This window comes from Sphingopyxis sp. YF1, from assembly GCF_022701295.1.
In the GTDB taxonomy this organism is placed as follows: Bacteria; Pseudomonadota; Alphaproteobacteria; order Sphingomonadales; family Sphingomonadaceae; genus Sphingopyxis.
Genome location: NZ_CP033204.1, coordinates 3,655,235 through 3,668,833 on the forward strand (window position 1 = coordinate 3,655,235; position 13,599 = coordinate 3,668,833).

The 13,599-nt window shown below is 67.0% G+C and carries 12 protein-coding genes; 3 read left to right on the forward strand and 9 right to left on the reverse strand.

Annotation, left to right across the window (positions count from 1 at the left end):
- Positions 1-176: 176 nt before the first annotated feature.
- From EAO27_RS17605 to EAO27_RS17620, 4 genes are all read right to left on the reverse strand, one after another.
- The gene (locus EAO27_RS17605; protein WP_242772474.1) at positions 177-725 is read right to left on the reverse strand and encodes an aspartyl/asparaginyl beta-hydroxylase domain-containing protein; all 549 of its coding nucleotides are present in this window, start codon (positions 723-725) and stop codon (positions 177-179) included.
- A 70-nt stretch (positions 726-795) separates the two neighbouring features.
- Positions 796-1,419, reverse strand: coding sequence for a sulfotransferase family 2 domain-containing protein (locus tag EAO27_RS17610; RefSeq protein ID WP_242772476.1), 624 nt, complete (start codon positions 1,417-1,419; stop codon positions 796-798).
- 5 nt (positions 1,420-1,424) lie between these two features.
- Positions 1,425-2,378: an aspartyl/asparaginyl beta-hydroxylase domain-containing protein gene (locus EAO27_RS17615; protein WP_242772478.1), complete on the reverse strand. Its 954-nt coding sequence runs from the start codon at positions 2,376-2,378 to the stop codon at positions 1,425-1,427.
- A gap of 4 nt (positions 2,379-2,382) precedes the next feature.
- Positions 2,383-2,649: a hypothetical protein gene (locus tag EAO27_RS17620; RefSeq protein ID WP_242772480.1), complete on the reverse strand. Its 267-nt coding sequence runs from the start codon at positions 2,647-2,649 to the stop codon at positions 2,383-2,385.
- A gap of 115 nt (positions 2,650-2,764) precedes the next feature.
- Here EAO27_RS17620 and EAO27_RS17625 point away from each other — a divergent pair, with 115 nt between their 5' ends.
- Entirely contained in the window at positions 2,765-3,481 is a 717-nt protein-coding gene (locus EAO27_RS17625) for a 2OG-Fe(II) oxygenase family protein (RefSeq protein WP_242772489.1), read from the forward strand.
- Here the strand turns inward: EAO27_RS17625 and EAO27_RS17630 are convergent.
- From EAO27_RS17630 to xseA, 5 genes are all read right to left on the reverse strand, one after another.
- Positions 3,478-5,460: a tetratricopeptide repeat-containing sulfotransferase family protein gene (locus EAO27_RS17630; protein WP_242772491.1), complete on the reverse strand. Its 1,983-nt coding sequence runs from the start codon at positions 5,458-5,460 to the stop codon at positions 3,478-3,480. The genes EAO27_RS17625 and EAO27_RS17630 overlap by 4 nt on opposite strands.
- Before the next feature lie 75 nt (positions 5,461-5,535).
- A complete protein-coding gene (locus EAO27_RS17635) occupies positions 5,536-8,676 on the reverse strand; it encodes a TonB-dependent receptor (RefSeq protein ID WP_242772494.1) in 3,141 nt (1,046 codons plus the stop codon).
- 200 nt (positions 8,677-8,876) lie between these two features.
- Entirely contained in the window at positions 8,877-9,815 is a 939-nt protein-coding gene (locus EAO27_RS17640) for a M23 family metallopeptidase (RefSeq protein ID WP_242772497.1), read from the reverse strand.
- A complete protein-coding gene (locus EAO27_RS17645) occupies positions 9,812-10,018 on the reverse strand; it encodes a DUF2093 domain-containing protein (protein ID WP_242772500.1) in 207 nt (68 codons plus the stop codon). The genes EAO27_RS17640 and EAO27_RS17645 overlap by 4 nt, the downstream gene beginning before the upstream one ends.
- A gap of 77 nt (positions 10,019-10,095) precedes the next feature.
- Positions 10,096-11,529, reverse strand: coding sequence for an exodeoxyribonuclease VII large subunit (gene xseA / locus EAO27_RS17650; protein ID WP_242772517.1), 1,434 nt, complete (start codon positions 11,527-11,529; stop codon positions 10,096-10,098).
- On the opposite strand from xseA, the gene purD reads away from it, so the two are divergent.
- Together purD and EAO27_RS17660 are read left to right on the forward strand one after the other, a co-directional pair.
- Positions 11,528-12,805 carry a phosphoribosylamine--glycine ligase gene (purD, locus tag EAO27_RS17655; RefSeq protein WP_242772520.1) on the forward strand — a complete coding sequence of 426 codons (1,278 nt, stop codon included), beginning with the start codon at positions 11,528-11,530 and terminating at the stop codon, positions 12,803-12,805. The genes xseA and purD overlap by 2 nt on opposite strands.
- A 65-nt stretch (positions 12,806-12,870) precedes the next feature.
- Positions 12,871-13,557 (forward strand): hypothetical protein, encoded by a 687-nt coding sequence (locus EAO27_RS17660; protein ID WP_242772523.1) that lies wholly within the window; start codon positions 12,871-12,873, stop codon positions 13,555-13,557.
- Positions 13,558-13,599 lie beyond the last annotated feature (42 nt).

Below are 13,599 nucleotides of genomic sequence, written 5' to 3' on the forward strand. Positions count from 1 at the left end.
AGCCCCCCGGGTCACGGCGCCATCACCGGCGGCGCGTTCGGTGACTCGAACATTTCTGTCGGGAGCGGCGCGATCGCCGGCACGGCCAGCCGAACGGCGTAGCCTTCGTGAACGACAAGCCCCAATGCGAGGGAAGATTGCGGCGGCGAAGGCGCAATTGCCGGCGGCGCGGGCGCTCAGGCTCCGGCCATCGACGCCAGCCACGCCGGGTCAGGCTGGTCGGCGTCATAATATTCGAAGATCAGGTGGATGCGCGGCTCGCTGCCGCCATTTTCGACGGCGTGAATCCCCATATTGTTTACCTCGGCCGCCTCGCCCTCGGGCAGATGGAAACCCTGCCCGTCGATGCGGAAGGTCACGCGGTCGCTGGTCTGGATCGGGACGTGAATCTTGTGCGGCCATTTCGCGGCGGGGTTGGCGTCGCGGTGCGGCCGGATCACCCCGCCCGCCGGCATGCGCGCCAGCATCACGCGCGGGAATAGGCCGTTCGCATAGCCATAATCCGCGGTCGCCGCGGCGAGGACGGGCGCAAGCAGCGGCTCCCATTCGGCCCAGAGCGGACGCGCGTAAGACTCGCGCCAGTCGCGCACGCTCGACACGAAGCGAAAGACGATGTGTGCAGTCGCATCGAGCGCTTCGAAGCGGTTGGGCTTGTCCGCATTCTCGGCCTGCCAGAGGCTCTCGGGAATCGCGAGCACGGCCGCCTTGAGGGCGCCGATGTCCACCGCGCCCAGCCGCCTGATACTCGTCGTCTTTCGCGGATTGGGATACATGCTTGGTCTCGCTTGCCCGGCGTCAATAATCATAGCCGAAAAGATCGAGGTCGCGGGCATAGATTTTCGCGACCCCGTCGATCGTCTCCTGATCATAATAGTCACGGTAGGCGCCGCGGCGCGAGCGATTGGCATGGTCGAGCGGCGTCGTCGCGATGCCGATGCGCGCGGCGATCGCATCATAGGACGCCTGCATCTCCTCGACCTTGCCGACCGCATCGGCCAGCAGCGCGCCATCGGGACCGGTGATGAACAGGTGCTGCGGGCGAAAGATGATGTGCTGCATCGGCGGCGCGGTGAACAGGAAATGGCGCATCACGCGCTTCGGATCGCGATCGAATGTTCCTTCGCGGCTGGTCGCGAAGGCGCAATAGGAAATGAAGCGGTCGAACGGATTGCGCACGAAAGCGAATTTCAGATAGCTGCCGAACGCCTCCTCGCCGAGGAACGGCCGCACTTCGGCGAGGCTGATGTGCCCGTGCCCGATCCGCGCGAGCTCGGGGATCGGAAACGCCTTTTCGACAAAAAGGCGCGCCTGCTCCATGTCGTCGGGGCCGAGGTGCGTGCGCAGCGCGTGGCGGACCGAATGCGTCCCCGTCTTCGGAATCGCTGTAAAGACGAAGCGGTGCCGGTGCGAAACGATCATCGGGATCAGGCGGCCGCGGCGGTCATGCCGGCCGGCGAAGGCGCGGCAACCATGAAGATCAGTTCGGCGAGCGCCCGGTCGAGCGGCACGTCGTTGTCGAGCAGTATCCGCGGCGCGCCGAGCCGTTGCAGGTCGCGCTGCACCGCATCGATCAGCGCGCGATATGCCGGGAGGCCCGCGGGATCGATGCCATGCTGCGCCCACAATGCGCCCCACGCGTTCGCGAATTGCTCGAGCCGCGCCCTGACTTCGTCGAGGGCGGGCGACGCCGGACATTGGCGCGTCAGGAAATCGGCGTGGCAGCGGACTTCCCAGACCGACATGATCGCTGGCAGGTTCACCTGCTCGAACGCGAGCGCCTCGGGCCTGACCGATCCCGGCGCGACACGCTCGACCGGCTGACCGTCACGCCCCGCGCGCCTCGCCGCATCGATCATCGCCCACAGCCTTTCGCCGCCGACGGTGTCGAGGACGAGGTGCACGCGCTTCTGGTCGCCGGCGTTGCGGACATTGTGGAGGCAGAAGCTGTCGAACAGCCAGCATTCGCCCGGCGCCATGTGCACCGTTTCCTGATCACAGCTGAACGCGACACCCGGATTGGTGACCACGGGAATGTGGATCCGGATATGCGTGCGCCAATAATAGCCCACGTCGACATGTTCGGGCACCACCGCACCGGGCGCGAGCCCCATCAGCCGGCTTCGCCCCCAGACCGCCCCGAGATCGGCCATGATTTCCATGATATAGGGGCATTGGCGCAGCGCGTCGGTCGGCGCCATCGGCCCGCTGAAGCCGTTCGAAACCTGTCCCGCGGGGGTGATGAGCGGCACCGCGTCATTGCCCGGCAACCGGCCGGGATGCGGCAGCCACGCCGATTGCGGCAGCGCCGCGACCTCCTGCTCCAGCGTCTCCGCACAATATTGACGGGGCAGCTTGATCAGCGGCGCGCCGAGCTTCATCGCGTCATTCCCGGCGAATTTCGACCTGCGGCCGGTCGACGGTTTCCGACAGGTCGCGCCGGTGCTGTTCCGCAATCGCGTCCCACTGCCCGGCCGTCTTGCACACTTCCTTCTTGAAGCGCGTGCCGGTCTGCTGCGTGCGCTTGCACACCATCCTGTCCTTCGGATTGGCCTTCGCGGCCTCGGTGGAGCCGGCGGAGTCGGACGCGATGGCCGGCGCACCTGCGAGCAGGGGAACGACGGCCAGAATCATCCAGTTCAGTTTGCGCATGACAACTCGTCTCCAGAGCAATATCGCTGTCGTCGATATATTCGCTCGCCCCCCCGGCTGTCAAACTGCCCAAGGTGCCTGGTCTCGCCTGAAAACCGCAGGAAAAGCGCTTCCGATGAGCTCCGATTTCGCGCTGTCCGACCGCATCGACTGGGACGGGATCGCGCGGCGTTTCGCAGCCCATGGCCGTATCGAAATCCCTTGCCTGCTTGCTGGCGGACAAGCCGCTGCGCTGCGCGAGAATCTGGCCGTCCGGACCGACTGGACGCTGGTGATGAACGCCGGCACCAACGTCTATGAAATGACGCGCGACGCCTGGGCGACACTCGACGGCGCGCAGCGAGCCGAGCTCGACCGGCGCATCGTCGCGGCGGGGCGCGACGGATTTCAGTATCGCTACGAAGCGATCCGCGCGCCCGATGGCGGCGACGCCGCTTCGCACGACCCGGTCGCCCGCTTCGTCGCCTTTCTCTCCTCGCCGACGGTCCTCGGCACCATCGGCGACGCCATGGGCGTCGGCGATCTCGCTTTCGCCGACGGGCAGGCGACGCGCTATGACGCAGGGCATTTCCTGACCTGCCACGACGACGATGTCGACGGCAAGCACCGCCGCGCCGCCTATGTCTTTTCGCTGGCGCCGCGCTGGCGCGCCGAATGGGGCGGCCTGCTGATGTTCCACGGCGAAGACGGCAATATCGACGAGGCCTTTGTCCCGCAAATGGGCGCGCTGCGCCTGTTCGCCGTCCCGCAACCGCACAGCGTCAGCTATGTGACGCCGCTCGCTCCCGAAGCGCGCCTGTCGATCACCGGCTGGCTGCGCGCCGCAGGTTAATCGAAGCTGTAACCGTAACGTTCGACCCACGGCTCCAGGATCGGCAGGATTTCGCGCATCTGCGCTTCGTATCGTTTCCAGCGCCCGCTCGCCGACGCATAGATCGGCTCCATCACCTGCGCATAGCTCGGCGTGCGGATATAGCCGCGCGCCGCAGCGGTCTTCTGATGGTCGAGCGCCGCCTCCTCCCAGTCGAGCCCGAGGAAGTCGAACAACGGCCGCACCGCCGCACCGGCGTCGGCGACCATCGCTTCGTAGCGCAGCATCCGGACATCGAGCGGAAAAACCGCGCGGCAGGTTTCCCAATATTGAAAGATGCGATCATAGGTGCGCGCGGCGTTGGGCAGGTCGAGAAAGCTCGCCATCGCCTCGGTCGGCTTGAAATTCTGCATGAAGCAGCTGAGCACGACGTCGCAGGGATGCCGCATCGCAAGGATGATCTTTGCGTCGGGGAAAAGCCTGTGGATCAGCGGCATGCGGATCATCGACAGCGGATTCTTGTCGATCACCAATTGGCCCGCGGCCGCGGGCGACGCCTTCTCGAGTTCGGCAAAATAACGATCGCGCAAGCCGGCGACGCCGGCGGCATCGAGGCCCGCGATTGCGTCGAGGTCGCCGACCGATTTCGACAGCGTCTCGATGATCGGCAGTTCCTCAAGCACATGAACGCCGCTGTGCCCCATCAGGATCGTGTCGAGCAGCGTGGTTCCCGACCGCGGGAAACCGACGAGGAAGGCCGGCGCGGGACGCGTTCCGGATGTCGGGCCGGCGGGCCAGCCGGCGAACCACGCGGGCGTCGTGCGTTCGTCGAGGCGGGCGATGCCGCGCTGATAGGCGCTGCGATCGACGCCGACGCCCATCGGGCTCTGCGCCTGCGCGCGGTTCATCTCGTCGTAGAAGGTGATCGCGTCCTCGGTCCGGCCGAGACGGTCGGCGAGCTGACCGGCGAACTGCGCCTTGATCGACGGGTTGATCGCGGGCGAATGGAGATCGCGAACGAGATCGAGCGCCCCCGCGCGGTCGCCTTCGCGGCTCAACCGGAGCGCCCGCAAATAATCGATTTCGTCGCCCGCCAGCTTCGCCCCCTCGGCGGCCGCGATCAGCTGGTCCAGTTCGTCGACACGATTGGCCTTTTCGAACAGGATGCCGAGATTGAGATAGCCGGGGATGAAGTTCGGGTCGGCCTTGATCGCGAAGCGCAGCGCGCGCTCGGCCTGGTCGTTGTTTTCCATGTCGAGGAAGGCGACCGCGATCGCAAGGAATATCCGCGGGTCGTTGGGATCGAGCCGCGCCGCGGTGCCGAGCGCGCGGAGCCCGCCCTCGAGATGGTTGATGCTGGTCAGCGTGCGGCCGAGTTCGAGCAGCGGCGCAGGATCCTTCGGCGCGAGCAGCGCCGCCTTTTCCAGAATCAGGCACGCATCCTCGTAGCGGTCCATCGAGATCAGCACGCGCCCCATATTGGTGTGAACGAGCGAGGATTTCTCGTCGATCTGCCGCGCATGCTGGAATGCCGTCAGCGCGCCCTCAAGGTCACCCGCCTCGTGCCGGGCGTTACCCAGATTGTTCCACGCGGCGAAATCCTCCGGATTTTCGGACACCAGCTTTTCATAGGCCCAACTGGCCTCGGTCGTACGGCCCTGCGCCTTCAATATCTGCGCCTGCATCGCCTGCAGTTCGCCCGATCCCGCAAGATCGCCTTCGGCGCACACGCGCGCGGCTTCGTCATGCTCGCCGAGGTCGGAGAGCGCGCGCGCAAGATTGATGCGGTTATCGGTCGTATCGCCGCCGTTGGCGAGCGCCCGGCGCAGATAACCGGCCCCTTCGCGTAGCGCGCCGGCCTGACAGCTGACGACACCGAGCAGCTGGAGCACGGTCGCATTGGCGGGCTGGGCGCGCAACGCGGCCTCGCCCTGCGCACGCGCAGTGGCAAAATCGCCCCTGGCATAGGCGGCATAGGCGGCGCGCAATCGATCGGTCACGGTCATCGTCCCTGCGTATAAAAAAAGAGGGCGGGACACCAGTCCCGCCCTCTCCTTGTTCGTGACGTCCGAAGCTTAGAACTTCAGGCGGGCCGACACATAGGCGCGACGACCGATGACGTCGTAGAGCGACGGATCGGTGCCCGACTGGACGTTCGGCGAGTAGGTTTCCGGCTTGCGGTCGAACGCGTTGTTCAGACCGATGCGGAAGGTCATCGCATCGACTTCGGCCTGGAGTGCGAAGTCGAAGTAGAAGACGCTGCCCGGACCCGTGAAGGTTTCGCCGACATACTGGCGCGCCGCACGGTTTTCCATCGCATCGATGAAGCGGATGCGGCTGTCGAAGCTCAGTTCACGCGTGATGTTGAACTTGGTGTTGAGCGTCGCCTTCCAGCGCGGGAAGCTCGTGCCGAGACCCGCACCGAAGTAGGAGGCCGTACCGGCATAATCGGTCTTCAGACCGCCGAGACCGACGTTCTTGAAGTCGATCAGATAGTTGACCGCCAGGTTGAAGTTCAGCGCGCTGTCTTCGTTGATGAACTCGGTCGGCAGGCGGTAGCCCAGCTGAACGTCGACACCCGAGGTCTTGACCGACCCGGCGTTGACGAACTGGAAGTAACCATTTGCGTCCCCGCCCAGCGAAGCGGGAAGGTAGATACCGGTCATCGAATCGCCCGAACGACCGATCGCGCCGCAGAACGGGTTCGCCGCATCAAGATTCGGATTGATGTCATTATAACCATAGCAGGATGCGATGATTTCGTTGACGTCGGGGTTGAGGATCGTGTCCTTGATCTTGATGTTGTAATAATCGATCGAGCCCGTCAGGCCGGCGACCTGGAACACCGCACCGACGGTGAAGGTATCCGATTTTTCCGGCTTCAGATTTGCGTTGCCCGTCGTCGTGATGAACGCCTGTGCGCCCGGCGAGGCGACGAAGCTGTTGATGTTGGCATCGCTGACACCGCCACCGCGGACGGTATCGGTGCACAGCTTTGCCGCCGCAGCGCCGCCCGTCTGGCGGAAGTTGCTGTTGACCGAGCAGGGGTCAAAGATCTGCGGGAAGCTGCCGCCGCCCGAGAACAGCTCGCCGAAGTTCGGCGCACGAACCGAGTGCTGATAGCTGGCACGCAGACGAACCTGATCGATCGGGCTGAAGGTGACGGTGCCACCATAGGTCCAGTCGTTCGACGGCGCGCCGTTGACGCCATTGGCGATGTCGTTGAAATCGCTCTTCGAATGGCGAGCAGTCAGCGACAGTTCCAGATTGTCCATGATCGGGGCACGAAGTTCGCCGAAGAAGTCGAGGAACTTGTTGGTGCCAAGGTCGGGCGTGCTGGTGTTGAAACCGGCGATCGGACCGAACAGCGCACCCGGATCGAATTCATATTTGAACTTGCGCTGCTCGACACCGAACACGACGCCCAGCGGGCCGCCCGGCAGATCGGTCAGTTCGCCCGAAACATAGGCCTGCGCGACTTTCTGGGTGAAGGTCGTCTTCGTCACACCGACTTCGTCGACAAAATCGACGCATGCCTTCGAGAAGGGCTGGATACCGAACGGGTTGAAACCGCCTTCGCAGAGGCTCTTGCCGCCATCCGGCGCTTCGAGCAGCTGCTGGACTTTCTGGACGTTGACGTTGCCCGTCGCGCGCTGGTCGATCGTGGTTTCGCCCCAGCTGTAATAAGCTTCGTAACGCCAGCCGGGAGCGAATTCACCGCGCAAGCCGACGAGGCCCTGGATGACTTCATTCTCAAGCTGCTGCTCGCGCAGGCCGGTGCCGAGGAAGCGATAACCGATGCGGATGCCTTCATTGGCGCCAGAGCCGGTCAGGTTCGGGTCATCACCGGTACGGCTGTTGAGCAGCGTCCGCAGGTCGTTCGACACGAAGGGGTTGGTGACCGGAACGACGAAACCGGTAATACGACCGCGAGTCACGCCCTCGCCCGGGCCCGTGTCATGAAAGTTGGTCACGAGCGGCGAGCGCGCGTTGAGCACCGAAGCCCCCGTGTTGCCGGGGTTCACGATACCCGTCGAAACCGGGGTCGGAGCCAGCGCAGTCGCCGAATTATAGTTGGTGTAGCCACCCTGCACGAACACGTCGAACGCCGGATTGATCTCGTAGTTCGCCGTCAGGAACGCCGATTTGCGCTCCAGCGGGAGGACGAGAATATTCACGATGTCGAAGTTGTAGCTGTAGAAATCGGGGAAGAAGTTGAGGTTCGGGTTCGCCGGCGAATCAAGGTCGTACCGGAAGTTCGACACATCGAGCGGGCTGTTGAAGGAGCCGCGGCCGAACAGCGAGCCGTCCGAGTTGAAACCAAGCTGGGCGGTCGACGGTACTTGACCCGGTGCAACACCATAGCTGGCGAACAGCGCGTTGACAGCGGCCTGACTGATCGGGTTGCCGGCGCTGTTCGTGTACGAACCGGTCGGGAACGACAGCGTCGTCGAGGTCGCCTGCGACGCGAAGTCGCGCTGCGCCTTGATCATGCCCTGACGCTTCGAATATTCGGCCGAGAAGGCGATGTTGCCTTTGCCGTCGGCGAAGTTGCCGCCGATGATGCCGCTGATCTGATATTCGCGTGCATCGGTTTCGGGGATCGAGTTCGAATAGCTCGCACGGAGGTCGATGCCTTCGAAATTATCCTTGAGGATCAGGTTGACGACACCCGCGATCGCGTCGGCGCCATAGGCCGCGCCGGCACCGCCGGTCACGATTTCGATGCGTTCGATCAGGCCCTGCGGGATCGTGTTGAGGTCGACCGTCTGGTCCGACGCCGACACCATCGGGCGGCGGCCGTTGATCAGCACGAGGTTGCGGTTCGAACCGAGGCCGCGCAGGTTGATGTTCGACTGACCGCCGTTGCCGGGGTTGTTCGAGGTGGTCGTGCCGGCCGGGTTGACCTGCGGCAGCGTGTTCAGGAAGGTGTCGAGCGTGACGTCGGCGTTTTCGACCGTCGCTTCACCGCTGACAACCGCAACGGGGCTGTTCGAATCGAGGTTCGGACGCGCGATGCGCGAGCCGGTGACGACGATGGTCGCGTCGCTTTCGGCTTCGGGCGCTTCCTGCGCATGAGCGGGAGCCGAAACCATCGCGACGCCCAAGACGAGGGGCGCGGCGCTCAGTTTCAACTTGAAATATTGGGTTTTCTTCACAGTGCAGTCCCTTGCTACTGATGGATGAGTTACCCGGACCCCCGTCGCGCAGGCCATAATTCCAGCGTACAGATGCCCCGATAGCATGGGGGATGACCTTTCATTCATGTAGAGTAAAGGAAATTCCCGGCGCTTTAGGCCGTTTCACGCGCTGTTGTGACGTATTTGCAACAACCGCCGGACCCGGCGAAATACAATGACTCGTCGCAGCGTTAACGGCGACATATTGTTGCAACGGTTACCAGTTCGGCCGCGCGTCAGCCCGCCATCGGCGCCGCGACCTTGGCGGGATCGATCCGCGCGCCGCGCCATGTCATGCCCCAGTGCATGTGCGGGCCGGTCGCACGCCCGGTCGCACCGACGGTGCCGAGCCGCTGCCCCTGCACGACGCGGTCGCCCACCTTCACGTCGAGCCGCTGGCAATGGAGGAAGGCGCTGTTGAGCCCCATGCCGTGATCGACGATGAGCAGATGTCCCTCGAGCGTGAAGGGCGCCGCCGCCGCGAGCACGACGACGCCGTCGGCGGGCGCGACGAAGGGCGTGCCCGCGAGCACCGCGACATCGGCGCCGCTGTGATAGCTTCCGGGCTTGCCCTGATAGACGCGCTGCGCCCCGAAGAAGCCCGACCGGCGCCCCGACACCGGCCAGACGAAGCGCTGGCGCCAGCCATCCGACGCGTGGTCGGTCGCCCGCGCCGCCGCGATCTGCTCGAGTTCGGCGGGACGGCGGCGCGCGAATTCGGCATCGCTCGACGCGCTGCCGCGATACGGCGCGTTGATATGCTCGATCCGCCACCGCCCGGGCGCGACGATGAGGTCGCGCGCGACCGTGCGGCCGTCGGCGAGCGTCGCCACGAGGCGCGCCACCGGCCCGGCGTCGCGGTCGAAGGCGATCAGGAAGCCGCCATCGCCGGCGAGCGCGACCGGCTTGCCGTCGAGCGACAGCGTGCGCGTCCCGCCCGGCGCCTGACCGAGCAGCACGCCGCCCTGTTCGGGCGATCCGGCCAGTGCGAAATCATGAAGGACCGGCGCAGCCGGCACGACGGGCAGAGGCGGCGCGGTGTGCGCGGGCGCGTCGCGGACGGCATCGGGCGCCGAGGCCGTCGCGGCGGCATCGACCGGCGGCACGCAGCCTCCCGCGGTCGCGAGCAGCCCCAGCGCGATCGCGCCGAACCGCCAGTCGTGCGCGCCGATCATGCCTTGGCGTCGAGCGCCGCCTGCACCGAAATCGCCGCGCTCGCATAGGGCTCCTGCCGCGCGACCGACCAATAGCGCAGCTCGTCGAGCCCGATCGGCGCACCGCTGACCGCGCACAGCACATGGTCGCCCGGCGCGAGCACCCGATAGCCGTTGGGGCCGTAATGCAGGCGGGCGAGGCGGTTGCGGCTGGCGATCAGCATGATTCGGGGTCCGTTTCGAAAAGGATCATCGCCGTGACCATAGCAGGCCGGCGCGCCGCGGCCACCCCCTGCACCGCTCAGAAAAGCTCGCCCTGCCCTCGCCCCGGCGCGGACGCCCCCGGCTTGCGCGCCGGTCGCGGGACAGACGGAGGTCCCTCTTCTCCCTCGCCACCGCCCACCGCGACGGGAACCTCGCCGTCGGCGAACTGGAGCCGCAGGTGCGCGGCGGCGCGCGCGCGCGCGGCGCTGGCGACGATCGCGCCGTCGGCGTCGCGCACCATCGCATAGCCCTTCGACAGCAGCGCGCGCGGGTCGAGGCTGTCGAGCAACCGCCCCAGCCCTTCAAGCCTGGCGCGGTCGCGGTCCCACGCCCGCGCCAGCAGCGCCGGACGCAGCGCCCCCGCGCGCGTCGCGAGCCGTTCGGTCGTCACCGCCAGCCGGTGGCGCTGCGCGCGGTCGAGCCGCTCGCCGGCATCGTCGAGCCGCTGGCGCTGCGGCGCGTAGAGCGCCTCGCGCTTCGGCAGGTGCCGCGCGAGCGCCGCCAGCCGCTCGCCGGACAGCGCCTGCTGCCGGTTCGCCGCCGCGATCATCCGGCCGTTCCACGCCGCGAGCTGCGCCATCAGCTCGGCGCGCACCGGCACCGCCATTTCGGCGGCCGCCGTCGGCGTCGGTGCGCGCACATCGGCGGCATAGTCGGCGAGCGTCACGTCGGTTTCGTGCCCGACCGCACTGATCGTCGGGATGCGGCAATCGGCGATCGCGCGCACCACCACTTCCTCGTTGAACGCCCACAGATCCTCGATCGACCCGCCGCCGCGCGCGACGATCACCAGGTCGGGGCGCGGCACCGGGCCGCCGGGGGAAATGGCGTCAAAGCCGCGGATCGCGTTCGCCACCTGCCCCGCCGCGCCGTCGCCCTGCACCAGCACCGGCCAGACGATGACATGCGTCGGGCAGCGGTCGGCAAGGCGGTGGAGGATGTCGCGGATCACCGCGCCGGTCGGCGAGGTCACGACGCCGATCGTCCGCGGCAGATAGGGCAACCGGTCATATTTGCGCTCGCGGTCGAAAAGTCCTTCGGCGCCCAATCGTGCTTTGAGCTTTTCGAAGAGCAGCATCAGCGCGCCTTCGCCCGCGACCTCGAGGCTGTCGACGACGAGCTGATATTTGGAGCGGCCGGGATAGGTGGTGAGCTTGCCGGTCGCGATCACCTCGATCCCGTCCTCGGGCCGGAAGGCGAGGCGGCCCGCCTGCCCCTTCCACATCACCATGTCGATCAGCGCATTGTCGTCCTTGAGCGCGGCATAGAAATGCCCCGACGCCGCGCGTTTCGCCCCCGACAGCTCGCCGCGCACGCGCACGCGCGCAAAGCCGCCCTCGACCGTGCGCTTGATCGCCGCCGACAATTGGCTGACCGACAAAGCCGGCGCATTGTCGCCGGGCGCGGCCTCGGCTAACAGCCGCGCTTCGGTGCCATCGTCGGACGCCGGATCGGGAAAAGGGACTGACATGAATATCCTGCTCATCGGGTCGGGGGGCCGCGAACATGCGCTGGCGTGGCAACTGGCACAATCGCCGAGTTGCGCCAAGCTCTATGCCGCGCCGGGCAACCCGGGGATCGAGCTTTACGCCGAATGCGTCTCGATCGCGGTCGACGATCTCGACGGGCTGATCGCCTTCGTCCGCGCGCACGGCATCGACTTCGTCGTCGTCGGCCCCGAAGCGCCGCTCGTCGCGGGCCTCGCCGACCGCCTCGGAGAGATCGGCATTCCCGCCTTCGGCCCCTCGGCCGCGGCCGCGCGGCTCGAAGGGTCGAAGGGCTTCACCAAGGATTTATGCGCGCGCGCGGGCATCCCCACCGCCGCCTATGTCCGCTGCACCAGCGCCGACGAAGCGCATGCCGTGCTCGAAGGCTTTTCGATCCCCGTCGTGATCAAGGCCGACGGGCTCGCCGCGGGCAAGGGCGTGATTATCGCCGAGACGCGCGAAGACGCCGAGGCGGCGATCGCCGACATGTTCGACGGCGCCTTCGGCGGCGCCGGCGCCGAAGTGGTGATCGAGGAATTTATGACCGGCGAGGAGGCGAGCTTCTTCGCGCTCTCCGACGGCAGCGACGTCATCGCGTTCGGCAGCGCGCAGGACCACAAGCGCGTCGGCGACGGCGACACCGGTCCCAACACCGGGGGCATGGGCGCCTACAGCCCCGCGCCCGTGCTCACCCCCGACCTCGAAGCCGCCGTCATGGACCGCATCATCCGCCCGACGGTCGCCACCCTCGCCGCCGAGGGCACGCCCTACGTGGGCGTGCTGTTCGCGGGGCTGATGCTCACCGGCGAAGGCCCGAAGCTGATCGAATATAACTGCCGCTTCGGCGATCCCGAATGCCAGGTGCTGATGATGCGCTTCCGGGGCGATTTCGCCGCGTTGCTGCACGCCGCGGCGACCGCGGCGCTCGCCGCTGCCGAGCCCCCCGCCTTCGCCGCCAACTATGCGCTCACCGTGGTGATGGCGGCCAACGGCTATCCGGGCACCCCCGAAAAGGGCGGCGCGATCCGCCGCATCGCCGACGCCGAAGCCGGCGGAGTGCGCGTCTTTCACGCCGGCACCGCGCGCACCAACGGCGCGATCGTCGCCGCGGGCGGGCGCGTGCTCAACGTCACCGCGACGGGCAAGAGCGTGACCGAAGCACAGGCGCGCGCCTATGCCGCGGTCGACAGGCTCGATTTCGCCAGCGGTTTCTGCCGCCGCGACATCGGCTGGCGCGAAGTCGCGCGCGAAGCGCTCTGAACACCGACGGGCTGGTCGCCGGCCCCGACGCCCGATAGGCTCACAGCAAAGCAGGAGTGGACGAGATGATGTGGCTGCAGGAAAACTGGATCGTCGCGGCGGTCGTCGCGATCGTCGCGATCGTCGCGATCGCGCTCCTCTGGTGGCTGTTCGCACGCCGCAAGCCCGACGAAATCGCGCCGCCCGCCGCCCAACCGGCCAAGCCCGCCAAGCCGCTCGAGCCCGCCAGGCCCGACATCGTCGTCGCCGAACCCGCCTTCAAAAAGGCCCCGCCCGCGCCGGCCGCCCCGATCGTGCAGACGCCCGCGCCGCCCACCCCGCCCGCTGCCGCGGTGGTTCCCGAGGAACCGACGGCAGCCGCAGCGCCGCCCGCCGAAACCCCGGTGGCGGCCACCGAACCGGTGGCGACACCCGAGACACCGGCGCCCACCCCCGCAATCGCGCCCGCCGCACCCGAAGAGCCAGCGGCCCCAGCCCCCACATCTGCGCCCGCCGCCGCAAAGGCCGACAATCTCCAGCTGCTCAAGGGCGTCGGCCCCAAGCTGGCCGCGCTGCTCGGCGGCCTGGGCGTCACCCGTTTCCAGCAGATCGCCGACTGGACCGATACCGACATCGCGGCGATCGATCCGCAGCTCGGCGCCTTCCAGGGCCGCATCGCGCGCGACAATCTGGTCGACCAGGCCGGCTATCTGGCGCGCGGCGACAAGCCCGGCTTCGAAGCGAAATACGGCGCGCTAGGCGGCGAGCTCTAGGCCCGTCCGACCGGTTGCCGACGTCGGACCGCCCTGCGGCAC